Source organism: Pseudomonas kielensis, assembly GCF_014236655.1.
Taxonomy (GTDB): Bacteria; Pseudomonadota; Gammaproteobacteria; order Pseudomonadales; family Pseudomonadaceae; genus Aquipseudomonas; species Aquipseudomonas kielensis.
Map to the genome: position 1 here is coordinate 63,318 of NZ_JACMYG010000021.1, position 22,731 is coordinate 86,048.

Genomic DNA, 22,731 nt, shown 5'->3' on the forward strand with positions numbered 1-22,731 from the left:
CAGTGTGCCGGGGTGAGCAAAAAGCACAAAGCCCGACATGAGCCGGGCTTCGTGGGGGGGCATTCACGGCTTAGCTGATGGAGGCAGAGCCGGTACGATCGTAGCCATCTTCGGCAACAGTCGCCGAGCCAGTGCGGTCGTAGCCATCTGCAGCGAAGGTAGCAGCGCCAGTGCGGTCGTAACCATCGGCGGCGACAGCCGAGCCGGTGCGGTCAAAGCCATCGGCGGCGAAGGTGTTGGCAGCCAGTACGGAGAGGGTCAAGGCGAGGATCAGTTGGATTTTCATGGTCTGTACTCCAGGTTCGTTGACGTTTTGGGCGTGCGGTATGGAGTTCATACTACTCGTACAAAACTGATGTAAAAGCTCAAAAAATAGCCTTTAGTAATCGATTAATTCGATGTGTGTGCCGTCACTGACAGATTGCAGTGCGGCTTCCCCCCAGGGAGGGCCGAATGCCATGGACGGACGAGACGTCGTTCAGGACTCAGATGACAACAGAGTGTCGTAGGGGAATTAACGGATCATTAATCGGGAGGGGAGGTACGAGGATAGGTCTGTAGGAACCGCCGCGGGCTGCGGCAGTTCCTACGGGGGTGTGGATCAGTCGGTGAGGATCCGCGAGTGTTTGCGGGTGTCTTTCATGGTGATGTACACCAGCAACGAGACGGCGATACAGGCGGTGACGTACCAGTAGTAACCGGTTTCCATGCCGATGCTCTTGAACCACAGGGCAATGTATTCCGCGGTGCCGCCGAAGATCGAGACGGTCAGGGCATACGGCAGGCCCACGCCCAGGGCGCGGATTTCGGTCGGGAACAGTTCAGCTTTGACCACCGCGTTGATCGAGGTGTAGCCGCTGACGATGATCAGCGCCGCCATGATCAGGAAGAACGCGCCCCACCAGGTCTCGATGGTGTGCAGGGTCGTCAGGATCGGCACGGTGAACAGGGTGCCCAATACGCCGAACGCGATCAGGATCGGGCGTCGGCCGATTTTATCCGACAGGCCGCCGATGATCGGTTGCAGGCACATGAACAGGAACAGGGTCGCCGCCGAGATGGTGGTCGAGTCGCTGATGCTCATGCCGACCGTGTTCACCAGGTACTTCTGCATGTAGGTGGTGTAGGTGTAGAACGCCAGGGTGCCGCCCATGGTCAGGCCGACGACGGTCAGCAGTTCCTTGGGGTGGCGCATCAAGGTGCGCATCGCGCTTTCCTTGGCCTTCTCTTTTTTGGTGAACGACTCGGTTTCTTCCATGCCACGACGCAGGTACAGCGCGACCACGGCGCACAACGCACCGATGGCGAACGGGATGCGCCAGCCCCAGGCGTACAGCTCTTCGGTGGTCAGCAGTTGCTGCAGGACGATCAAGACCGCCAGGGCGATGAGCTGGCCGGAAATCAGCGTCACATACTGGAAGCTGGAGTAGAAGCCGCGACGTTCCTTGGTTGCCATCTCGCTGAGGTAGGTGGCGGAGGTGCCGTATTCGCCACCTACCGACAAGCCTTGCAGCAAGCGCGCGAACACCAGCAGGATCGGCGCACCGATGCCGATGACTTCGTAACCTGGGCTCAGGGCGATCAGTAGCGAGCCAAAGCACATCAGGTAGACCGAGGCCATCAGGGCCTTTTTGCGTCCGACTTTGTCGGCATACAGCCCCATCAGCCAGCCACCGATCGGACGCATCAGGAAGCCTACGGCGAAGATCGCGGCGGTGTTGAGCAGTTGGGCGGTGGTGTCGCCTTTGGGGAAGAAGGTTTTGGCGAAGTACAGGGAGAATGCGGCGTAGACGTACCAGTCATACCACTCGACCATGTTGCCGACAGAACCGCTGAAAATCGATTTGATGCGGCTCGAGGTGGTTCTTTCTTTGGCCGGCGCGGCAGCCGACCCAAGTGGCAAGGAGTTGGAGTTATCCATTGAAGGATCCTTCATTTAATTGTTTTTGTGGAGCGCGATGAAACGCAGCCTGCAGGGGCTATAGCAGGAGCCGTGCCAGCTTGTGCAGGGCCGTTCTAGAGGGGTTTGCCGGGGTTAATGAGCGGAAATCCGCTCATTTGCCAGATTCGATGAGCGAAAATCCGCCGAGCATTCAGCCCAGGAACATTTCGCGGGTCAGGCCGTGGCGCTGGAGTTTTTCATTGAAGGTGCGGCGGGGTAGTTGCAGCTCTTCGAGCACGGCCTTGATGTCGCCCTTGTGCCGAGTCAGGGCGGCGCGCAGGCACTGCGCTTCAAAGGCTTCCTGTTGGGCTGCCAGCGACTGGCCGGGTTCGACGGCGTCCGGCTCATGATCATCCAGGCCCAGGACCTGACGCTCGGCAACGTTGGCCAGTTCGCGCACGTTACCCGGCCAGTCATGGCTGAGCAGGCGACTCAACCGCGGGCCACTCAAGGGCGCGACGCTGCGGCCCAGGCGTTGCGCCGCCGCACGGCTGAAGTGGGCATAGAGCAAGGGAATGTCTTCGCGCCGTTCACGCAGCGCCGGCAAGCGCAACTGGGCGACGTTGAGCCGATAGGCCAGGTCTTCGCGAAAACGCCCGGCGCGGGCTTCATCCAGCAGGTCGGGTTTGGTCGCGGCGATGATCCGCAAATCGACATCGATGCTCTGGTTGGCCCCCAGGCGCTCGAGCTTCTGTTCCTGCAGCACGCGCAGCAATTTGACTTGCTGGGCCAGCGGCATGCTTTCGATTTCATCGAGAAACAAGGTGCCGCCGTCGGCGTATTCCAGCTTGCCGATACGTTTGCCCTGGGCGCCGGTGAAGGCGCCGCTTTCGTGCCCGAACAGTTCGGCCTCGAACAGTTGCTCGGGGATCGCCGCACAGTTCAAGGCCACGAAGGGCTTGTCGGCGCGTGGACCGAAATCATGCAGGCAGCGAGCGACCAGCTCCTTGCCGCTGCCGGTTTCGCCGCGAATCAATACGTTTACCGGCAGGCCGGCCAGGTCCAGGATCTGCCGGCGCAGGGTCTGCAGGCCCGGGGACACGCCCAGCAGGCTGGCCTCCAGTTTGCTGCGGTGGTCGGCCTGCTCGTGCAGGGCGCGGTTTTCCAGGACCAGCCGGCGCTTGTCCAGGGCCCGGCGCAGGCTGTTGAGCAAGGTCTCGGGGCTGAAGGGTTTTTCCAGGAAGTCGTAGGCGCCATCGCGCATGGCATCGACCGCCATTGGCACATCGCCGTGGCCGGTCAACAGGATCACCGGCAGCTCGGCATCCCGTTGTTGCAGGGTGGCCAGCAGTTCCAGGCCGCTGATGCCCGGCATGCGCACGTCGCTGAGGATCACCCCGGGGAAGTTCACCGGCAACTGCGCCAGGCACTCCTCGGCGCGGCTGAACAGCTTGACCTGAAATCCCGAGAGGCTCAGCCATTGCTCGACGGCGTCGCGAATGCTGCGTTCGTCATCGACCACTATTACCGAGTTCAACATCAGATCTGTGCCTCCAGGTCGACGGGCAGGGTCACGGTGAAGCGTGCGCCGTCGCCGTGGTTCTCGGCCGTCAGGCGGCCGCCGAGTTCATGAATGATGGCAAAGGATACGGCCAGCCCCAGTCCCAGGCCATCACCCACCGGCTTGGTGGTGAAAAACGGGTCGAAGACATTGGGCAGGTCTTGCTCGTCAATCCCGCCGCCGCTGTCGGTGACGCTCAGGCGCCACAGCTGTTGATCGGCCTCAAGGCGGATGTGCAGCCGCTTGAGTGGCTTGTCGCGCATGGCATCCAGGGCATTGCGCAGCAGGTTGATCAGCACCTGTTCCAGGCGAATGGCGTCCCCGCGAACCCGCGCCGGGCGGACCAGGTCTACGGTGCAGTGGATCTGTTCATCGCGCAGGCGCACTTCCAGCAGGTGCATGGCCTGGTCGACCACCGCGGCCAGGTCCAGTGGCTCGCGTAATCCGCTGGGGCTCTTGCGGGCGAAGGTCTTCAGGTGGCCGGTGAGGGCCGCCATTCGGGTGAGCATGTCATCCAGCGGTCTGAGTGCCTTGTAGGCATCATCGACGCGGCCATGGTCCAGCAGCAGGCGCAAGGTTGCCAGTTGCATGCGCTGGGCGGTGAGCGGTTGGTTGATCTCGTGGGCCAGGGCCGCCGACATCTGCCCCAGGGCGGCGAGTTTGGCCGATTGCACCAGGCCGTCCTGGGCTGTGCGCAACTCGCGGGTGCGTTCCTCCACCAGGCGTTCCAGTTCCTCGCGGCTGCGCTGGCGCAGCTTGGCGATACGCCAGCGCTGGCTGAGGAACAGCAGCACAAACACCAGCGTCAGCCACACGCCGGCGGCGGCCAGTGCGGCGTTGCGCAAATCTTCGAAGGCCACCTGCGGGCGCCGCAACAGGTGCAACGTCCAGCCTTCGGTACTCAGGGGCAGTGACTCCCAGAGGTACTGGGCCGGGCCGTCGGGACCCTCGACCCGGACGAGATAACTGTTGTCGTCAAAGCGTCGAAGCCGTTCGTGGGGCAGGGGCACCAGCGTTTGTTTGTCGTATTGTCGGGTGGCCTTGAGTTCGGCGAGGTCGGTCGGCGACAGTGCTTCAAGGAGGCGATACCGCCAGCCTGGCTGGTTGGCGATGAACACAATGCCGCGAGCGTCGCTGACCAGCAGGGTGTCGGTGCCCTGGCGCCATTCGCGCTCCAGCTCTGGAAACTCCAGCTTGACCACCATGGCGCCGAGAAACTCATTGTTGTCGCCAAGCACCGCACTGGACAGAAAGTAGCCGGGAATGCCGCTGGTCACGCCCACCGCATAGAAGCGGCCGGTGCCCTGGCTGCGGGTCTGGCTGAAGTAGGGACGGAAACCGTAGTTGTGGCCGACATAGCTGCTGGGCAGGCGCCAGTTACTGGCCGCGATGGCCAGGCCGTTGCGGTCCAGCAGTTCGAGGGTGGACGACTGGGCCGCACCGTTGATTTTTTCCAGCTTCTGGTTCAGCGCGTCCTGCTGTTGCGGGCTCACCGGGCCGGTCAGCGCCGAGCGCAACTCCGGGTCCAGCGCCAGCACGGCGGGCAGGGCGCGGTAACGTTCGATCAGGGTATGCAGGGAGGTGGCGTACAAGGCCAACTGCTGGTTGGCACGCTGAGCGTCGTCCGCCAGGGTCTGGCGTTCGGCGTGGTGCATGGCGGCGGCGGTCACCAGGACTGTGCCGGCCACGATCAGCAGGACATAGAACATCAGGCGCAGAGAACGATAAATAGGCGGCATGCGATGGGCACAGGCTACGGGGTCGGGGGCGCACGATAGCATGCAGCGCGGCGTTGGCGGAGTGTCCGCGCAGTGCGCAGGTGCCATAAAAAAAGCCGCGCTGTTGTGGTAAACAGCGCGGCTTTTATTGGCTGGGGTGTGGGTGCTTACTGCACTTCTACCGCCAGGCTGTCACTGATCTTCTTCTGCCAGATGGCAGGACCGGTGATGTGTACCGACTCGCCCTGGCTGTCGACCGCAACGGTGACGGGCATGTCCTTGACGTCGAACTCGTAGATCGCTTCCATGCCCAGTTCGGCGAAAGCCACCACGCGGGATTTCTTGATGGCTTGCGCCACCAGGTAAGCCGCGCCGCCGACGGCCATCAGGTAGACGGCCTTGTGGTCCTTGATCGCTTCGATGGCGGTCGGACCGCGCTCGGATTTGCCGATCATGCCCAACAGGCCGGTCTGCTCGAGGATCTGGCGGGTGAACTTGTCCATCCGCGTCGCGGTGGTCGGGCCTGCCGGGCCAACGACTTCTTCGCGCACCGGATCAACCGGGCCGACGTAGTAGATGAAGCGACCCTTGAGGTCGACCGGCAGGGTTTCGCCCTTGTTCAGCATCTCGACCATGCGCTTGTGCGCTGCGTCGCGACCGGTGAGCATCTTGCCGTTGAGCAGCACGGTTTCGCCCGGCTTCCAGCTCTGCACTTCTTCCGGGGTCAGGGTGTCGAGGTTGACGCGACGGGCCGACGGGCCGGCTTCCCAGACGATTTCCGGGTAGGCGTCCAGCGGTGGCGCTTCCAGCGAGGCCGGGCCTGTACCGTCGAGCACGAAGTGCGCGTGACGGGTGGCGGCGCAGTTGGGGATCATGCACACCGGCAAGGAGGCGGCGTGGGTCGGGTAGTCCATGATCTTCACGTCGAGCACGGTGGTCAGGCCACCTAGGCCCTGGGCGCCGATGCCCAGTTGGTTGACCTTCTCGAACAGCTCCAGGCGCATTTCTTCAATACGGTTCTGCGGACCGCGAGCCTTGAGCTCGTGGATGTCGATGGACTCCATCAACACTTCCTTGGCCATCACAGCGGCTTTCTCGGCGGTGCCGCCGATGCCGATGCCGAGCATGCCCGGTGGGCACCAGCCAGCGCCCATGGTCGGAACGGTCTTGAGCACCCAGTCGACGATCGAGTCGGACGGGTTGAGCATGGCCATTTTCGACTTGTTCTCGGAACCGCCGCCCTTGGCTGCCACGTCGACTTCCACGGTGTTACCCGGGACGATCGAGTAGTGGATCACGGCCGGGGTGTTGTCCTTGGTGTTTTTGCGAGCACCGGCCGGGTCGGCGAGGATGGACGCACGCAGGACGTTTTCCGGCAGGTTGTAGGCGCGACGCACGCCCTCGTTGATCATGTCGTCCAGGCCCATGGTCGCGCCATCCCAGCGCACGTCCATGCCCACGCGGACAAACACGGTGACGATACCGGTGTCCTGGCAGATCGGCCGGTGGCCGGTGGCGCACATGCGCGAGTTGATCAGGATCTGCGCGATCGAATCGCGGGCCGCTGGCGATTCTTCGCGCAGGTAGGCCTCGTGCATCGCCTGGATGAAGTCCACGGGGTGGTAGTACGAAATGAACTGCAGGGCGTCAGCAACGCTCTGAATCAGGTCGTCTTGCTTGATCACGGTCATGAGTCGCGCTCCTCTAAAAGACGGGAACATTTAATAAAGGTGTTTGCAGTGGGGTGCATCGGTCGGCTGCAAACACCTTTCAGGGCACGCCGGGGTTGCTGGCGCGACGCTAAAAAGGCGCGGCAGTATAGCGCGCCTCGCCGCCGGGTACACCCGCCGGCAGTCAAACCAAGGTCGCATAACAATGAGACGCGACCCGGGGCAGCTCCACAAAAATTGAATGGTCATTTTCGAGCAGCAACACTAAAGTGATCCAAGGCCTTTAGGGTAGGACACTCTTATCAGCCCCCCCTTTGCACGGTGAGTCAACGATTGACCCATAACGCGATCCAGAATCTATTGCTCAAGCGCTTTATTCTGGCGACAGGCACCTATGCGCTGGCGATATTGCTGCTGTGGCTGGCGATTCTCAGCGGGCACTTCCAGGGCTCGGTGCGCAGTGCGCTGATCGCCACCGTACTGGTGATGTTCAGTCAGTCGCTGTTGTTCATGATCTTCTTCAGCGGGCGCAACCTGCGGTTTCCCGACCCCAGCCTGACCGAGGTCCAGGTGCTGCTGGGCATTGGCTGGCAAACCTGGCTGATTGCTCATCTGGACGGCGCCCGAGGCGCCTTCCTGATTTTTTACGTACTGATTCTGATGTTCGGCCTGTTCCACCTGCCGCGGCGGGCGTTTGTGCGCTGTGCGGCCCTGGTGTTTTTCAGCTTTGCCAGCCTCAACCTGTGGGAAGGCTACCATTTCGAACTGGCCGACCCGACGCTGGCGGCATTGCAGGTCTGCGTGCTGTTTATTGTGCTGGTCTGGCTGGCGTTGTATGCCAGCTATGTGCAAGCTTCGCGTCTGCGCATGCGCCAGCGCCGGTTTGCCCTGCAGGCACATCAGGATACGTTGCGCGGGATGATGCGCCAGCTCGAAGACCTGGTGGCCACCGATGAGTTGACCGGCTTGTTCAACCGTCGGCATTTCCTGCGCCTGGCCAGCCGTGAACTGCAAAACATGGACGCCTCGGTGGAGCATGGCCTGGCGCTGATCGACCTGGACCACTTCAAACGAATCAACGACCTGCATGGCCATGCCGCCGGCGACCAGGTCCTGCAGGCATTTGCCGGCGTTGCCACGGCCTGCCTGCGCGAGGGCGATGTATTGGCCCGGTATGGCGGAGAGGAATTTGTGTTGTTGTTACCTGATTGCAACCCCGAGCGCCTGACCTCCTGTTGTGAGCGGTTGCGCCTGGCGTTCACCGAAGTGCAGTTGATCGGCCTGAATGTGCCGGACCTGAGCCTGTCTGCGGGCATGACCCTGCTGGCCGTCGGCGATGAGCTCGACGACGCCTTGCAACGTGCCGACCAGGCGCTGTACCGGGCCAAGCGTGATGGCCGTAATCGCTGTGCGGCGGCCTGGGAAAACGTCGATGCCTGAACTGACTGTCGGTGAGCGTCAATGGACGGTAGCGGCGGGCAGCAACCTGCTTGATGCCTTGAATCAGCAGGGTTTGCAGGTGCCCTATAGCTGCCGGGCGGGCAGCTGCCACGCGTGCCTGGTGCAGTGCCTGCGCGGGGAGGTCGGCGACCGTCGCCCGGACGCCTTGAGCGCCGGGCAGCGCCAGCAGGGCTGGCGGCTGGCCTGTCAGTGCGAGGTGCTGGATGACCTGCAGGTGGCGGTGTTCGATCCGCTGCGTGACGGCGCCCCCGCCGTGGTCGAGGCGCTGGACTGGTTGAGTCCCTGTGTCCTGCGCCTGCGTTTGTCGGCCGAGCGGCCATTGCGCTATCAGGCCGGGCAACACCTGGTGCTGTGGGCCGGCCACGTGGCGCGCCCGTACTCCCTGGCCAGCTTGCCGCAGGAGGACCGATTCCTCGAATTTCACCTCGATTGCCGACTGCCCGGGGCCTTCAGCGATGCTGCCCGGGCGCTGAAGATCGGTGATTCGATCCGCCTCGGTGAACTGCGCGGCGGGGCATTGCATTACGACCCTGACTGGCAAACTCGCCCGCTGTGGCTGCTGGCGGCTGGCACGGGGCTGGCGCCGCTGTTCGGGGTACTGCGTGAGGCCCTGCGCCAGGATCATCAAGGGCCTATCCGGGTGATTCACCTGGCCCATGACGGGCCAGAACATTACCTGGCCAAACCCCTGGCGGCACTGGCGGCCAACCGCGCCAACCTGAGCGTCGAGCTGTGGACGGCGGCCGAGCTGTCAGCGGCTTTGGCGCAATTGCGCCTTGTTTCCCGGCAAACCCTGGCCTTACTCTGCGGGGGCCCTGAGAGTGTCGACGCCTTTGCCCGGCGCTTGTACCTGGCGGGGCTGCCGCGTAATCAACTGCTGGCCGATGTGTTCCTGCCGCGCGGTTGAGCTGACTATCTTTTCATGAGATTGACCATGACCGATGCCATTTTGCTGGAACGCGAAGGCGGGCTGCTGACATTGCGCCTGAACCGCCCGGACAAGAAAAACGCCCTGACCCGCGCCATGTACAGCCAATTGGGCACAGCCTTGCAACAGGCGGATAGCGACCCTGAGATCAAGGCAGTCCTGATCACCGGCAGCCTCCAGTGCTTTACCGCCGGCAACGATATCGCCGACTTTCTCCAGGAACCGCCGAGCGATCTCGACAGCCCGGTGTTCCAGTTCATGCGCAGCCTGCTGGAGTGTCGCAAACCGGTGGTCGCCGCCGTTGCCGGGGCGGCGGTAGGTATCGGCACCACGCTGCTGCTGCATTGCGACCTGGTGTACGTCAGTGCTGACGCCAAGTTACGCATGCCCTTTGTCAACCTGGGGCTGTGCCCGGAGTTCGGTTCCAGCCTGATCCTGCCGCGCTTGCTCGGTCAGGCCAAGGCGGCGGAGCTGTTGCTGTTGGGCGAAGCGTTTACTGGCGAACAGGCCGCCGCCTGGGGCATTGCCAGCCAGGCGTTGCCGAGCGCCGAGGCGACCTTCGCCAAGGCGCGGGAGATGGCGCTGCGCTTCGATCAACTGCCGCCGGAAGCGGTGCGCATCAGCAAACAACTGATGAAAGCCCCGGACCGCGAACTGCTGCGCAGGGTGGTCGAGGAGGAGGGCAAGCTGTTCGTCCAGCGGCTGCGCTCGCCGGAAGCGTTGGCGGCGTTGTCGGGGTTTCTCAAGCGCTGATGAATCGGCGGCGCGCGCGGACCTCTTCGCGAGCAGGCTCTCTCCCACAAAGCTTGTGTTGATCTGGAGTTACGGTGGGCGTCTGCTCGCGATGGGGTCAGACACCCCGCTCACTGGATCGGAAAGCAAAAAGCCCCGCCATTCACATGGCGGGGCTTTTGTTTTTCAGCGCTCGGTCAATCAGACCATCTTGTCGCCAACGTGCAGGATTTTCATGCCGTTGGTGCCGCCGATGGTGTGGTAGCTGTCGCCCTTGGTCAGGATGACCCAGTCGCCTTTCTCGACCACGCCGCGAGCCAGCAGCTCGTCGATGGCCGCCTGGCTGACTTGCTCAGGTGGCAGGGATGCCGGGTCGAACGGGACGGTATACACGCCACGGAACATCGCCGCGCGGGCCTGGGTTTCACGGTGCGGGGAGAACGCGTAGATCGGCACCGAGGAACGGATGCGCGACATGATCAACGGCGTGTAGCCACTTTCGGTGAGGGCGATGATCGCCTTGACGCCCGGGAAGTGGTTGGCGGTGTACATGGCAGCCAGGGCGATGCTCTGGTCGCAGCTTTCGAAGACCTTGCCGATGCGGTGGCTGGAGGTCTTGCTGGTCGGGTGCTTTTCGGCGCCGACGCAGATACGCGCCATTGCCTGCACGGCTTCCAGTGGGTACAGGCCGGCAGCACTTTCCGCCGAGAGCATCACGGCATCGGTGTAGTCGAGCACGGCGTTGGCCACGTCGGACACTTCGGCGCGGGTTGGCATCGGGTTCTGGATCATCGACTCCATCATCTGGGTCGCAACGATCACGGCCTTGTTGTGGCGGCGTGCGTGCAGGATGATCTTCTTCTGGATGCCTACCAACTCGGCGTCGCCGATTTCCACGCCGAGGTCACCACGGGCAACCATCACGGCGTCGGACGCCTTGATCAGGCCGTCGAGGGTTTCGTCGTCGGCCACGGCTTCGGCGCGCTCGATCTTGGCCACCAGCCAGGCGGTGCCGCCGGCTTCGTCGCGCAATTGACGGGCGTATTCCATGTCGGCCGCGTCACGCGGGAAGGACACGGCAAGGTAGTCGACTTGCATTTCTGCGGCGAGCTTGATGTCGGCCTTGTCTTTTTCAGTCAGGGCCGGAGCGGTCAGGCCGCCACCGCGACGGTTAATGCCTTTGTGGTCCGACAGCGGGCCGCCGATGGTCACGGTGCAGTGCAGTTCGGTGGCGGTGGCGGTGTCGACACGCATCACCACGCGGCCGTCATCGAGCAGCAGTTCGTCGCCGACGCCGCAGTCTTTCACCAGGTCCGGGTAGTCGATGCCGACCACTTGCTGGTTGCCTTCGGTCAGCGGATGGCTGGTGGAGAAGGTGAACTGATCACCGATCTTCAGCTCGATCTTTTTGTTGGCGAATTTGGCGATACGGATTTTCGGGCCTTGCAGGTCACCCAGCAGGGCGACGAAGCGGCCGTGCTTGGCCGCGAGGTCACGGACCAGCTTGGCGCGAGCCTTGTGCTCGTCTGGGGTGCCGTGGGAGAAGTTCAGGCGGGCGACGTCCAGGCCAGCGAGAATCAGCTGTTCGAGAACTTCCGGCGAGTTACTGGCCGGGCCAAGGGTAGCGACGATTTTGGTACGACGGACGGACATGCAAAGACTCCTGAGTTCAAGCGCTGAGTGAGGCTACTATGCTCAGAAGTTGTAGTCATTGTTCGTTTGCACTACTTATTGGATTCTTTATTGAACGCGCCGCACTGAAGATTTTTGCCGCCGGGTCGATACAAAGCCCAAGACAGGAGAACCCTCATGCGATTCGTGCTTTTAGCTGCCCTGGCCCTGAGTGTCGTGGGCTGTACCCGTTGGTCGATGGACCATCACTTGAACACCGCCTACCGTGCCTACGACGCCGGCAACTGCGAGCGGGTGATGCTGGAGCTGTCCCAGGTCGATCGCAAAAGTCGGTCGCGGCGCTACATCCAGCCAGAAGTGTCGATGTTGCGTGGCCAGTGCCTGGAGCGGCAGAAGCTCTATGTCGACGCCGCCCAGACCTACCAGTTCATCATGGCCCAGTACCCGAACAACGAGTACGCCTATCGGGCCCGTGCGCGGCTGGAAACCTTGCAGTCGCTGGGCTGGTACCCGCCGCACAGCGCCAGAAGCATTCCGGCTGCTTTGTAATGTCGAGTCTCATTTAACCACTGGCCGTGCTTCAGCCTTGAGCTAATCTCCCTGGGAGACGTCTCGGCGGGTCGACGCTGAACGTCGTTGATACCTGAGAGCGGCAGAAGTAGCGCGAGCGCAAGGCAAGGACGTTCGCACCGCAATCGGGGACAGCGAGCCCGCACTGCCGGCTCGTTGCGAAGCAGTAGTGCGACCCTGCTCAAGGGCCTTGGCAAAGCGATATTCAGCATGTTCACAGAACGCCGGATCGAGCGGCACCAGTTGCCGTATTTTCTCAAAGTCTTCAACCGTATCACTGACAAACCCATTGGCTACATCGGCAATGTCTCGGAAGACGGTTTGATGCTCATCAGCAACTTGCCGATGATGGTGGGCGCGGTTTTTGACCTGCGCCTGAAAATTCCCGCCAGCGATTACGTCTCTCAAATCATCGACCTGCGCGCCTGCTGCCAGTGGTGCCATGAAGATGCCACGCCCCATCATTACGATGCCGGATTCATTCTGCTCGATGCTCCGCCGGAATACGCGCAGTTGGTAGAAGCGTTGAAGCGGTATTTCAGCTTTCAGAGTTTGTCGGCTTCCGCATAATAAAAAGTAACGCAGCCTACCTATCTGGCTGTTCTTGAGTGACCGCTATGGGTTTTTAGTTTGCTAATAATGGTGCTTGTGCTTATTTCGTTTGGTTTTAAAAAACTGTCAGTTCTGACAGTGGTTGGTGCGGGCTACTTCAGTTATTTTCTTGATTGCAAATTCAATGATTTGTTAGTCGAGGGGAAAGGTGATGGCACGTTCAGTTCAAATTAAAGTGAAAGTAAAACCATGCGGAAAAAAGTGCTGTAAAGAGGGTGCTAAAGAGGAGGAAGACAAGCTGAAGGTGACTCATAGAGAAATTACGCAGTTTGTTCTTGGGGGGGAAGTCGTCGATGGTTCTTTTCGAGAACAAATTGTAGGTATTCAATCTACTGAAGATTTTTGGGCGGGTGTGCCAATAGATATTTTCAATCACCAGCATTTGCGCGTTGGTGAGCTGAGGGGTCAAATAAAGTATCAGTACAGATTTTATGAGGGGCGAGTTTATTTTAGGTCGACGGAGTATCACTTGACCAGTCGACCATCAAATAGGGTATGGAGGAGGGCAAATATTGACTTCAAGCTTTACAGTCGTACTGAAGTGCGAAAGAACTCACCTGACGCAATGGTCATGGATAACAACTGGCATCTGCTTTTTATGAATGCCGATGTTGATTATGTACCTGGAATCGGTGTGTATGTAAATTTCCGAGTTGAGTATGATGGAACAAATAATGGCGTCGGTGAACAAGATAGTTGGGGGCAGCAGGTGCGGCTCGTAAACCGAGGCTGATCTTGGTTAGCTTCCCGCTTGGTCAGTTCTGAGGCTGGCGTGGGTTGGCCTCATTACTGCAATCGATGCAGATTGCATGATTGTCAATGTTGGCTTGTCACGGTGGTTGCCGGGAGTTGGTTTTCGCTGTGGCGAATCTCGCTCATGGGACGTAGCGAGTCATCAAGGGTGTATCGATTTATCCGGGTTTATGATGTTTCTCCGAACCTTTGTCGAACGTGAGTTTTATGTTGTTCGTAGGGGTGGTAAATACTAACTGGTGATTTCCTTTGGTTGGCATCTGTAGGGAGTTACAGCGCTCCAGATTTTTTCCAGTTTAAGTACTTGGATGTCAGGCTTGCTCCAAGTTTTTCAGGTTGGGTGTCAACTACGGGTATGCCTTGTAGCTTGAGTTTTGCATGGGTTGTCATGCGAGTGTGTAGATAGTCCGAAACTGCGCAATAGTCGAGTGCTTCCTGTAGTGTGTTGACAGGGCGTGCCAATAATTTCTCCAGGATGTTCTCTCTTAAGCTTGTGACCAACACAAGATGCTGTTTTCTTAGGTGATTTATGGCGAGTGTCAGGTCTTCGTTGTCCTCGTTCCGCAAATTGGTCAGGATAATGACTAGTGTTTGCCGTTTTTCTTTCTTCAATAACTCGAAAGCAGCGGCCTGATAGTCGGCGCTACGATTGCAACTCTCCAGGTCATAACTCGCATTTAACAAGGATTTGAGTTGCCCAAGGCCTTTGACAGGGGGGAGATATCGCGGTTGATGACTGGCGAAAGTCATCAGACCAACAGCATCGCCCTGACGCAGGGCTATATAGCTGAGCAACAGGCAGGCGTTGAGGGCGTGGTCGAAGTGCGACAGCTCGCCGTCCTGGCTGCGCATGTGTTGCCCGCAGTCGAGCATGAAGATGATCTGCTGGTCGCGTTCGTCCTGATACTCGCGGGCAATCGGTGTGCGTTGCCGGGCGGTGGCTTTCCAGTCGATCTGGCGCAGGCTGTCGCCCTCGCGAAACTCCCTTAGCTGGTGGAACTCAAGGCCCTGACCACGTCGCTGGCGCTGGCGCACCCCCAGTTGGCTGATCCAGCTGTCGACCGCCAGCAACTGCGCGCCGTACAGGTGAGCGAAATCCGGGTACACCCGGGTGCTGTCGTTGACCTTCAGGTAGCGCCGCGCGGACCACAAACCGAGGGGGCCGGGCAGGTTGATTTCACACTGCTGAAAACTGAAGTGCCCTCGGCGCAAGGGTCGCAGACGGTAGCTGAATTGACTGGTCTGACCCGGCTGCAACTCCAGCGAATGAGGCAGTTGTTCGAAGCTCAGGCCATCGGGAACGTGGTCGAACAGCTCGACGGTCAGAGGTTGTCGGTAGTCGTGTTGTACGCTGACCTGCACCTCAGCCCAGCGTCCTAGCGCCAGGCTGCCGGACAGTCGACGTTCGATGCTCGGCGAAGGACGACGCAGCAGATGCGCGGCATCAAGCAACGCCAGGACCAGGAGCGCCAGCAGCAGCGCCCAATTGATTGCCTGCAGGCTTGGCCCCGGATCAATGCCCAAGGCGCGGAGCGCTCCCTGCACAATACTCAGGCCGAGCAGCGTGGCCAGCCAGATCAGCAACAGGCGCGTGGGCTTCATGATTCAGGGCTCCTGCTCACAGTCTGGGCGCCGGAACCTGGTCGAGCATCTGCCTGAGTACCTGGTCGACGTCGAGGCCCTCGATATCCAACTCCGGGGCAAGCCGCACCCGATGACGCAGGACTGCCAAAGCACAGGCCTTGAGGTCATCGGGGATGACGAATTCGCCGCCACGCAACAGCGCCCGGGCCCGCGCCACCCGCACCAGGGCAATGGAGGCTCGCGGACCGGCGCCGAGGGTCAGGCCGGGCCAGGTGCGCGTGGTGCGGGCCAGTCGCACGGCGTAGTCGAGCACCTGCTCATCCAGCGGCAGTTCGCTGGCGATCCGCTGCAGGGCGAGGACGTCCTTGGCTTGCAGCAGTGTGCGCAATGGCTGCACGTCGAGCATGTCGGCGCGGGTCGAGCGGCTGACCTGGCGCACCATGTCCAGCTCTTGCTGCATATCCGGGTAATCCATGCGCACTTTGAGCATGAAACGATCGAGCTCGGCTTCCGGCAGCGGGTAAGTGCCTTCCTGTTCGATCGGGTTCTGGGTGGCCAGGACCATGAACGGTTGGGCGATGGGCAAGGCCCGGCCTTCCAGGGTCACCTGACGCTCCTGCATGGCTTCGAGTAAGGCGGCCTGGGTCTTGGCCGGTGCCCGGTTGATTTCATCGGCCAGCAGCAGGTGGGTGAACAACGGGCCCTTGCGCAGCTTGAACTGCTCGGTCTGCAGGTCGTAGACCGCATGCCCGGTGACATCACTGGGCATCAGGTCGGGCGTGAACTGAATACGTGCGAACTCGCCGCCGAAGCAGCGGGCGAGGGCGCGCACCAGCAAGGTCTTGCCCAGGCCCGGTACGCCTTCGAGCAGCACATGGCCGCCGGCAATCAAGGCACTCAGCACATCGTCGATAACGCTGCCCTGGCCAATCACGACCTTGTTCAGCTCAAGGCGCACGGCTTGCGCCAGTTGACTGGCCCGGCGCCGTTGCTGGGCGGCATGGGACGGGCTCGGAGGTACGGAAGGTTCGCTCATAAGGCATTCCTGAGGTTCTGCAGGTGGGCCACCTGGCTGCTGAACTCGCTGCTCGACAGCCTTCGTTTACGGGGCGGGCCGAGGGCCTGGGCAATGCTCTCGGGCGAGTGCCCGGTCAAGCGGGCGAGCACTTGCCACTGTTCGGACGTGTCGAGTTGATCGAGGCCTGGATGACGTTGTCTGGCACGTCGCAGCACATTGTGCTGCAAGCCCTCTAACAGGCTCTGTTGCCCGGCGCGACGGACGAGAAAATCGGCACTGGCGCGCAGATGTTCCTGTAACTGGCGGCGGGCCTTGGGTGCTGCGGGCTGCACCGGACCGTGGCGCCAGCCGGCGTGCCATAGCCCTAAACCGATCAACGCGAGCAGCGCCACCAAGGCCTGGGGGAAATAACGCCACAGCAAGCTCAGCAGGTTGTCGTGGTCAATGTCGAATAACAGCGTGACGTCGGTGTCGGCGAACAAGTACCACAGCAGCCAGGCGTTGTCGTATTGGCCGATCGCGCTGTTCTTCCACAATTCGGCATCGGTCACCACGGTGATCGAACCCTCACCCCAGGGCAACTGCATCAGGTGTGTGGCCTTGGCGCTGTTGGCCCAGGCCTGTGCCAGGTCTTGCGGGTCTTCGAGGTGGAACTGCGGGTCGAAGCCGGCATAGGCCGGTGCCTCTTCGTTTTCCAGATAAAGTTTGGTCAGGTTCGGATAGCGGTCCTTCGCTGCTTCGGCAGGCACATACTTGAGGTCTTTGCTCATGAACTGCTGCACGTGCACCTGGTCCAGCAGCAGGTCCTGACTGTTGCCGGTCTGCTCATTCCACAAGGCCTGGGCGACAAACAGCAGGCGCCCGCCATCTCGCGCCCAGTCCAGCACCTGGTCGATCTGGGCCGGGGTCATGTTGGCGCGTTCGCCCAGCAGCAACAGGCTGTGCTGGCGTGGTTGCAGGGTGGGCAGGCTGTCCAGGCTATTGACGTGATGCACGCTCAAACCTTGCTTGCGCAGAAAGCGTTCGGCTGCCAGGTAGGGATTGTTCTGGGCTTCGGGGGAGGGACCGTGGTCGATGTTTTCTTGATAGGGCGTGGCGTGCAGGTACAGGTACGTTGCCACTGCACAGAGCAATGCGCCGATCAGTACGCCGAGAGCTGCCAGACGTCGACTCATTGCTGGGCTCGCGGGTCAAATAATGCGCGCCAGCCCTGGCAGAGTTGCTGTTGCAGCGCCGCAGGCGGCACACGATGACCATAGGCGATGTTCTGCCAGTGCAGCGTCAGGCTTTGGCTGTAGTTCTGCAACTCCGGGTCCTGCAACTGCTGGACCCGCGCCAGGACCTCGGCTTCGGTGTCGGCACTTTTCAGGGGGAGACCGAAGTCGTGCAGCAGGCGACTGAGCAAAGCCCGATAGAGCAGTCCGAGAGCTTCGCGGGGATGCTCCAGCCACAACGATTCGACCTGGCTGGCGATGTCTTGCGCAAGTGACTCGGGATCGAGATCGAGACCAAACAATTGGGTGGGTGAGGGCGAAGTACCCGGAGCGTGAAGAGGCTTGCGGCGGCTGACGAAGGTCTGCAGCCAGTCGCGGTAGTGCCAGACCAGCAAGGCAATCGATCCCGCGAGCGCGGTCCATAGCAGCACCTCGATGACTTGGGCCAGCCCTTTGAAGCGCTGACTGTCGAACAATTCCAAGAGTGCCTTGAGCCATGCCGGGGGCTGAGCGTCTTCGACTGGATCAGTGGCTTCTTCGCCGAAGCGATAGCGGGTAATCGTCTGCGAATTCTTGAAAGGTGGCGCCTGAAGCAATGCGTTGATGTCACGGCTGGCGGCCTGGCTGGTCAGGGGCTGCTGGAGCAGGCGCGGGGCGCTTGGGGCGTCAGGCTCGTCGGCATACACCGCCTGCGGCATCGGCAGCCACAGCAGGCCGAGCACCAGCAGCGCGACGCCCAAGCCGCTGAGGCGCTGGCGCAGGCGGCGAAATTGCAGTTCGATGTCCCAGGCTTCCAGTACGGTCCGGCGGTTCAGGTACAGGCTGAATCCGCAGGCGACGTAGACCGGTCCCCAGATGATCAGGACCAGCGCATAGAGGCCGTTGATCAGGTGCTCGAGCCACAGCCAGTCCTGTTCGCTGGCGTCGATCAGCGTTTGCCAGTCCCAATCCAGTTCGATTTGCATGGGCAGGAACAGGTAGAACAGGGCCATGCAGCCCAACCACAGGCTGGATTCCAGCAGTGCGCCTAGGAGGGTCAACCAACGCGCGGCCTCGCCATCGCGTTGTTGCAGGACCGCCAGACGTTGCTGGCGTGCCTGCCCGGCGAGACCTTCGAGCTGAACCACCGGCAGGCAGAAACTCCGGCTCAGGCTCAGGCGGCGCCAGGTCAGGCTGGCGAGCAGTTGCGGTTTGAGTAGTCGCGGCCATTGGCGCAATGCCTGTTTCAGGCTGGGCGCCTGGCCGAACAAGGCTTCGGAGAGAAGGTACAACGGCAGGCGTTCGAACGCAGGTTTCAACCACCAGAAGATCAGTAGGGCGATGCCTGGGGAGTTCCAGAACAGGCCGGTCAGCAGGGCGAATACCGGCAACGTGATCAGTGCCCAGCTGACCATCAACAGTCGTCGGTGACGCTGGCTGAGCAATACGCCCAGGTCCATGGCCTCCCAACTCGTGCGCGGACGGATGACGACACTGGCCTCATTCAGGCGCATGGCGTGTCCGTCCGGCAGTCATCAGATAGAGCACTACCAGTGCCCACAGGGTGGCCCCCACCAGATATTTGGCGAGAGGGGGCGTGGCGTTGCGCGATGACCAGTAGGCTTCGATGAAGGCGGCGATCAACAGCAACAGCATCACGCCGCACATCAACAGGACGCTTTTGCGCGCAGCCAGGCGCAAGGCTTCGCCGCGTTTGAGGCGACCGGGAGCGATCAACGACCACCCCAGTTGCAGGCCGGCCGCGCCGGCAATGGCAATGGCGCTGAGTTCGAAGGCGCCATGGCCGATGACGAACGACCAGAAGTTTTCGCCGAAGCCGATGCGGGTCAGATGGCCGGCGATGCCTCCAATCAGCAGGCCGTTGAACACCAGGAAAAACACGCTGCCAAGCCCGAGTAGCAGGCCGCTGGCGAAGGTCTGAAAGGCAATACCGATGTTGTGCATGATGTAGTAGCCGAACATCATCCAGTCATCACTCGCTGCACGTTCCATATCGCGGCCCAGGTGCCCGGCGGCGGGGTCGTACATGCTTTGCATTTCGCCCACCTGCTCGACCGGTAACAGGCTGTAGATCAGGTCGGGAAACAGGTAGACCAACAGCGCAATGCCCAGCAGTGAGCCGAAGAACAACAGTCCCGCCACCAGTACGAACGGCCATGACTCACGCACCAAACGTGGGAAGTCGGCGAGGACAAACGCCAGCAGTTGGGGCCGCACGCTGCTGCGATGGCGGTAGAGCAACTGGTGTCCACGCAGTGCAAGTTGCTGCAAGGGGTCGATCAGGCAAGTGCTGTAACCGCGCTCCTGTGCCAAGGCCAGGTGCTGGCACAGGCGCCGATAGTCCCTGGGGAATGAGCGGGCGTGCTCGGCGCTGGCCTTGCCGCGCTCCAGCAGATCGAGACCTTGGCGATACGCGTCCCACTGCGGCTGATGGAGGCTCTCGAACTGGCTCTGTTTCATACCGGTCCTCGCAAGCCCAGGGCAATACCGTTGAGTTCGGCAACCGCGCGCGGTGGGCTGACCTTCAGCGGCTCAGCCAGCAATGCGGCGAGTTCCTGCACCCGCTCAGCGGAAAGCTGGGACTGGCGTTCGGCGAAATCCGATACGGCGCGTTGTTCAGCCAGGCTCAGGTTGAAAGGTGCCCGGAGGGGCATTGCAGCCGGTAGCGGCGGGCGCGTTACGGCTTGTTCGCGATAGATCACCAGGGTGCCGGCGGCAATGTCGCCCAGGCGTTTGAAGGCCGGGTGCTGCAGGCAACTGATGGCGCCGAGGCTGTAGCCGAAGGGCAGCATATCGACGAAGCGCAGCAGATTGCGGATCAGCGAAGCCGACCAGCCAATGGGGGTGCCGTCGTCCTGCACGACCCGCAGTCCCATCCACTGTTTGCCCGGCGAGCGGCCCTGATTGAGGACCTCGAACAACACCATGTACCACCAACTGAGAACAAACAGCAGCAGCGAGCCAAGGCCCACGCCGACCTTGCCAAAAAACGCCAGGGTCACGAACAGCAGCCCCAGGACCAGGGCGCGCAGTCCCAAGTCGATGGCAAATGCCAGGGCACGCGGCAACAACCCCGCCGGACGCAATGGCAGGTCGATGCCTTCGGGCGTTTCGACCTGGTAGCGGGTATCCAGTGGCGGGGGCAGCGGTGCGTTCCTTGGCGGTGCTGAAGTCTGAGTCATTGGCTGCCTGGTGAGGGGCCTGATGGTCACGTACGTAGGGCCGATGCTAGCAGCCTTCGTTCCGGGGAACGACATATCTATGTAGCACCCGGTAACAACCATCGGTACTTGAATAACAGCATGACTGGTCGGCACCCGGTGTGAGCGCCTAGACTTCGCCAGTCTCAAGTTCAGGAACAGCCCGTGACTTCCATTTTCTGGTACGACTACGAAACCACCGGTATCAGCCCGCGTTGCGACCGACCGCTGCAAATGGCCGGCATTCGCACTGACCTCGACCTCAACGAGATCGAGGCCCCGGTCAATCTCTACTGTCGACCCAGTGACGACATCCTGCCGCATCCGGCCGCCTGCGTGATCACCGGGATCACCCCGACGCGCCTGGCCGAAAAGGGCCTGTGCGAAGCGGATTTCATGACCCGGGTGCATGCGCAACTGGCCGCGCCCGGGACCTGCGGCGCCGGTTACAACACCTTGCGTTTCGACGATGAAATGACGCGCTACAGCCTGTATCGCAATTTTTTCGACCCCTATGCCCGTGAGTGGCAGGGCGGCAACAGCCGCTGGGACCTGATCGATGTGGTGCGTGCAGCCTATGCGTTACGCCCGGACGGTATCGTCTGGCCGCAGGAGGAGGGGCGTGTCACGCTCAAGCTTGAACGCCTGACGGCCGCCAACGCCCTGGACCATGGCCAGGCCCACGAAGCCTTGTCCGATGTGCGCGCCACCATTGCCCTGGCGCGGCTGATTCGCGATCGGCAGCCCAAGCTTTATGACTGGCTGTTCAAGTTGCGCAGCAAACAGAAAGTCATGGACCAGATTCGCCTGTTGCAACCGATGGTGCATATTTCCGGGCGCTTTTCTGCCGACCGCAGTTATGTGGGAGTCGTCCTGCCGCTGGCCTGGCACCCACGCAATCGTAATGCACTGATTGTCTGCGACCTGCACCTGGATCCCGAGGGCTTGCTGGCAGATGACGTCGAAACCCTGCGTCAGCGCCTGTACAGCCGCCGTGGGGATTTGCCCGAAGGGACGCTGCCGGTGCCGCTCAAACTGATTCATATCAACCGCTGCCCGGTAGTGGCGCCGTTATCGGTATTGCGCGCTGAGGATCAGCAACGACTGCAATTGGACATGGCGCTGTATCAGGCGCGGGCGCTGCGGCTAAGTGACGCACAGGAACTTTGGCGAGATAAAGTCCAGGCCATTTATGCCCAGGAGGACTTCACCCCCAGCGATGATCCGGAACAACAGTTGTACGACGGTTTCATTGGCGACCGCGACCGACGTTTATGCGAGCAAGTGAGAGCGGCCGATCCACAGCAATTAGCGCAAGAACAATGGCCGTTCGATGATGAACGTTTACCGGAATTATTATTTCGATATCGCGCACGTAACTTCCCTGAAACCTTGAGTGAACAGGAGCAAGAGCGCTGGAAATTATTCTGTCAGCAGCGTTTGAGCGATGCTCGGTGGGGGGCGCCCAATACCGTGCAGGCATTTGATGAAGCCTGCGAGCAATGGTCGCAGAATGCCACGGGCGGAACGCTTGAGGTTCTGCAGGAATGGCGCGAGTACGTGGCGCTATTGCGCAAGCGTTTGAATATTTGAAATGCCCTGATGAAATGTATTGAATAACACCCATAAAAAAACGCCAGCGAAAGCTGGCGTTTTTTTGTTCGCAAGTGAACCTGCGAGACGGGTTGCGGCTTAGCCCAGCAGGGTTGCCCAGCTTTCAACCACGTCGCCGCCCCACTTGGCTTTCCACTCTTTCAGAGTCTTGTGGTTGCCACCTTTGGTTTCGATGACTTCGCCGTTGTGCGGGTTCTTGTATTGTTTAACCTTGCGAGCACGCTTGGTGCCGGTAGTTTTCACTGCGCCGCGTGGGGCTTTAACTTTGGATTCCGGATCCAGCAGGGCGATGATATCGCGCAGGGATTTGGAGTATTCGCCCATCAGGGTGCGCAGTTTGCCTTCGAATTCCAGCTCGGTTTGCAGTTTGTCGTCTTGGGACAGGTTCTTCAAACGGGCTTGCAGCTCTTTGATAGCTTCTTCGGTGGCGCGGTATTCGTTGATCAGGGACATGAGGACTACCTTATGTTAGGCACAGGATGCAGGGGACAGTGGCGCAATAATAGTCAGGGTGTTTCATCAAGTAAACATATAAGCGGAGTTTTATTTGATTTGATTAGAGTCAATGAGGAGGAGAATACA

General features: G+C 60.9%; 20 protein-coding genes. 7 read left to right on the forward strand and 13 right to left on the reverse strand.

The features are described from left to right. Window positions 1–70: 70 nt before the first annotated feature. The 5 genes from H7995_RS18895 to H7995_RS18915 all read right to left on the reverse strand — a co-directional run bounded on the left by H7995_RS18895 (window position 71) and on the right by H7995_RS18915 (window position 6,852). Entirely contained in the window at window positions 71–286 is a 216-nt protein-coding gene (locus H7995_RS18895; protein ID WP_166590723.1) for a hypothetical protein, read from the reverse strand. Window positions 287–601: 315 nt separating this feature from the next. Next, the gene (locus tag H7995_RS18900) at window positions 602–1,921 is read right to left on the reverse strand and encodes an MFS transporter (protein WP_166590722.1); all 1,320 of its coding nucleotides are present in this window, start codon (window positions 1,919–1,921) and stop codon (window positions 602–604) included. A gap of 172 nt (window positions 1,922–2,093) precedes the next feature. Beyond that, window positions 2,094–3,422, reverse strand: a complete 1,329-nt coding sequence (locus H7995_RS18905; protein ID WP_166590721.1) for a sigma-54-dependent transcriptional regulator — start codon at window positions 3,420–3,422, stop codon at window positions 2,094–2,096. Then, entirely contained in the window at window positions 3,422–5,182 is a 1,761-nt protein-coding gene (locus H7995_RS18910; protein WP_166590720.1) for an ATP-binding protein, read from the reverse strand. Before H7995_RS18910 ends, H7995_RS18905 begins: the two co-directional genes overlap by 1 nt. A gap of 146 nt (window positions 5,183–5,328) precedes the next feature. Next, window positions 5,329–6,852, reverse strand: coding sequence for a fumarate hydratase (locus tag H7995_RS18915; RefSeq protein WP_166590719.1), 1,524 nt, complete (start codon window positions 6,850–6,852; stop codon window positions 5,329–5,331). A gap of 312 nt (window positions 6,853–7,164) precedes the next feature. Here H7995_RS18915 and H7995_RS18920 point away from each other — a divergent pair, with 312 nt between their 5' ends. The 3 genes from H7995_RS18920 to H7995_RS18930 are packed head-to-tail and all read left to right on the forward strand — an operon-like array spanning window position 7,165 to window position 9,973. Then, window positions 7,165–8,271, forward strand: a complete 1,107-nt coding sequence (locus tag H7995_RS18920) for a GGDEF domain-containing protein (protein WP_166590718.1) — start codon at window positions 7,165–7,167, stop codon at window positions 8,269–8,271. After that, complete coding sequence (locus tag H7995_RS18925) at window positions 8,264–9,199, forward strand: iron-sulfur-binding ferredoxin reductase (protein ID WP_182342036.1); 936 nt, start codon at window positions 8,264–8,266, stop codon at window positions 9,197–9,199. The genes H7995_RS18920 and H7995_RS18925 overlap by 8 nt, the downstream gene beginning before the upstream one ends. A gap of 27 nt (window positions 9,200–9,226) precedes the next feature. Continuing rightward, window positions 9,227–9,973, forward strand: coding sequence for an enoyl-CoA hydratase-related protein (locus H7995_RS18930; RefSeq protein WP_166590716.1), 747 nt, complete (start codon window positions 9,227–9,229; stop codon window positions 9,971–9,973). 180 nt (window positions 9,974–10,153) lie between these two features. Here the strand turns inward: H7995_RS18930 and pyk are convergent, their stop codons facing one another. Beyond that, entirely contained in the window at window positions 10,154–11,605 is a 1,452-nt protein-coding gene (gene pyk, locus H7995_RS18935) for a pyruvate kinase (RefSeq protein ID WP_185818728.1), read from the reverse strand. Between the two features lie 156 nt (window positions 11,606–11,761). On the opposite strand from pyk, the gene H7995_RS18940 reads away from it, so the two are divergent. From H7995_RS18940 to H7995_RS18950, 3 genes are all read left to right on the forward strand, one after another. After that, window positions 11,762–12,133, forward strand: coding sequence for a tetratricopeptide repeat protein (locus H7995_RS18940; RefSeq protein WP_185818729.1), 372 nt, complete (start codon window positions 11,762–11,764; stop codon window positions 12,131–12,133). Window positions 12,134–12,364: 231 nt separating this feature from the next. Beyond that, window positions 12,365–12,724, forward strand: a complete 360-nt coding sequence (locus H7995_RS18945; protein WP_166590714.1) for a PilZ domain-containing protein — start codon at window positions 12,365–12,367, stop codon at window positions 12,722–12,724. A 193-nt stretch (window positions 12,725–12,917) separates the two neighbouring features. Next, complete coding sequence (locus H7995_RS18950) at window positions 12,918–13,499, forward strand: hypothetical protein (protein WP_166590713.1); 582 nt, start codon at window positions 12,918–12,920, stop codon at window positions 13,497–13,499. A 290-nt stretch (window positions 13,500–13,789) separates the two neighbouring features. Here the strand turns inward: H7995_RS18950 and H7995_RS18955 are convergent, their stop codons facing one another. From H7995_RS18955 to H7995_RS18980, 6 genes are read right to left on the reverse strand one after another with little or no spacing between them, the layout of a single operon-like run. Continuing rightward, window positions 13,790–15,121: a DUF58 domain-containing protein gene (locus H7995_RS18955; protein WP_166590712.1), complete on the reverse strand. Its 1,332-nt coding sequence runs from the start codon at window positions 15,119–15,121 to the stop codon at window positions 13,790–13,792. Between the two features lie 16 nt (window positions 15,122–15,137). Next, on the reverse strand, window positions 15,138–16,139 hold the full coding sequence (locus H7995_RS18960) for an AAA family ATPase (protein WP_182342025.1): 1,002 nt from the start codon (window positions 16,137–16,139) through the stop codon (window positions 15,138–15,140). After that, window positions 16,136–17,296, reverse strand: a complete 1,161-nt coding sequence (locus tag H7995_RS18965; protein ID WP_166591742.1) for a DUF4350 domain-containing protein — start codon at window positions 17,294–17,296, stop codon at window positions 16,136–16,138. The genes H7995_RS18960 and H7995_RS18965 overlap by 4 nt, the downstream gene beginning before the upstream one ends. After that, window positions 17,293–18,828: a DUF4129 domain-containing protein gene (locus H7995_RS18970; protein ID WP_166591743.1), complete on the reverse strand. Its 1,536-nt coding sequence runs from the start codon at window positions 18,826–18,828 to the stop codon at window positions 17,293–17,295. Before H7995_RS18970 ends, H7995_RS18965 begins: the two co-directional genes overlap by 4 nt. Beyond that, window positions 18,815–19,795: a stage II sporulation protein M gene (locus H7995_RS18975; RefSeq protein ID WP_166591744.1), complete on the reverse strand. Its 981-nt coding sequence runs from the start codon at window positions 19,793–19,795 to the stop codon at window positions 18,815–18,817. The genes H7995_RS18970 and H7995_RS18975 overlap by 14 nt, the downstream gene beginning before the upstream one ends. After that, window positions 19,792–20,517: an RDD family protein gene (locus H7995_RS18980; RefSeq protein ID WP_182342019.1), complete on the reverse strand. Its 726-nt coding sequence runs from the start codon at window positions 20,515–20,517 to the stop codon at window positions 19,792–19,794. Before H7995_RS18980 ends, H7995_RS18975 begins: the two co-directional genes overlap by 4 nt. 183 nt (window positions 20,518–20,700) lie before the next feature. On the opposite strand from H7995_RS18980, the gene sbcB reads away from it, so the two are divergent. Then, window positions 20,701–22,128: an exodeoxyribonuclease I gene (gene sbcB / locus H7995_RS18985; RefSeq protein WP_185818730.1), complete on the forward strand. Its 1,428-nt coding sequence runs from the start codon at window positions 20,701–20,703 to the stop codon at window positions 22,126–22,128. Between the two features lie 99 nt (window positions 22,129–22,227). Here sbcB and mvaT read toward each other — a convergent pair whose 3' ends face one another. Then, on the reverse strand, window positions 22,228–22,602 hold the full coding sequence (gene mvaT, locus H7995_RS18990) for a histone-like nucleoid-structuring protein MvaT (RefSeq protein ID WP_083356977.1): 375 nt from the start codon (window positions 22,600–22,602) through the stop codon (window positions 22,228–22,230). Between the last annotated feature and the right edge of the window lie 129 nt (window positions 22,603–22,731).

Bases quoted from the DNA above. Each gene is read 5' to 3' on its own strand.
- H7995_RS18895 (WP_166590723.1), bottom strand. From the start codon at position 286: ATGAAAATCCAACTGATCCTCGCCTTGACCCTCTCCGTACTGGCTGCC.
- H7995_RS18900 (WP_166590722.1), bottom strand. From the start codon at position 1,921: ATGGATAACTCCAACTCCTTGCCACTTGGGTCGGCTGCCGCGCCGGCC.
- H7995_RS18905 (WP_166590721.1), bottom strand. From the start codon at position 3,422: ATGTTGAACTCGGTAATAGTGGTCGATGACGAACGCAGCATTCGCGAC.
- H7995_RS18910 (WP_166590720.1), bottom strand. From the start codon at position 5,182: ATGCCGCCTATTTATCGTTCTCTGCGCCTGATGTTCTATGTCCTGCTG.
- H7995_RS18915 (WP_166590719.1), bottom strand. From the start codon at position 6,852: ATGACCGTGATCAAGCAAGACGACCTGATTCAGAGCGTTGCTGACGCC.
- H7995_RS18925 (WP_182342036.1), top strand. From the start codon at position 8,264: ATGCCTGAACTGACTGTCGGTGAGCGTCAATGGACGGTAGCGGCGGGC.
- H7995_RS18930 (WP_166590716.1), top strand. From the start codon at position 9,227: ATGACCGATGCCATTTTGCTGGAACGCGAAGGCGGGCTGCTGACATTG.
- pyk (WP_185818728.1), bottom strand. From the start codon at position 11,605: ATGTCCGTCCGTCGTACCAAAATCGTCGCTACCCTTGGCCCGGCCAGT.
- H7995_RS18940 (WP_185818729.1), top strand. From the start codon at position 11,762: ATGCGATTCGTGCTTTTAGCTGCCCTGGCCCTGAGTGTCGTGGGCTGT.
- H7995_RS18945 (WP_166590714.1), top strand. From the start codon at position 12,365: ATGTTCACAGAACGCCGGATCGAGCGGCACCAGTTGCCGTATTTTCTC.
- H7995_RS18950 (WP_166590713.1), top strand. From the start codon at position 12,918: ATGGCACGTTCAGTTCAAATTAAAGTGAAAGTAAAACCATGCGGAAAA.
- H7995_RS18955 (WP_166590712.1), bottom strand. From the start codon at position 15,121: ATGAAGCCCACGCGCCTGTTGCTGATCTGGCTGGCCACGCTGCTCGGC.
- H7995_RS18960 (WP_182342025.1), bottom strand. From the start codon at position 16,139: ATGAGCGAACCTTCCGTACCTCCGAGCCCGTCCCATGCCGCCCAGCAA.
- H7995_RS18965 (WP_166591742.1), bottom strand. From the start codon at position 17,296: ATGAGTCGACGTCTGGCAGCTCTCGGCGTACTGATCGGCGCATTGCTC.
- H7995_RS18970 (WP_166591743.1), bottom strand. From the start codon at position 18,828: ATGCGCCTGAATGAGGCCAGTGTCGTCATCCGTCCGCGCACGAGTTGG.
- H7995_RS18975 (WP_166591744.1), bottom strand. From the start codon at position 19,795: ATGAAACAGAGCCAGTTCGAGAGCCTCCATCAGCCGCAGTGGGACGCG.
- H7995_RS18980 (WP_182342019.1), bottom strand. From the start codon at position 20,517: ATGACTCAGACTTCAGCACCGCCAAGGAACGCACCGCTGCCCCCGCCA.
- mvaT (WP_083356977.1), bottom strand. From the start codon at position 22,602: ATGTCCCTGATCAACGAATACCGCGCCACCGAAGAAGCTATCAAAGAG.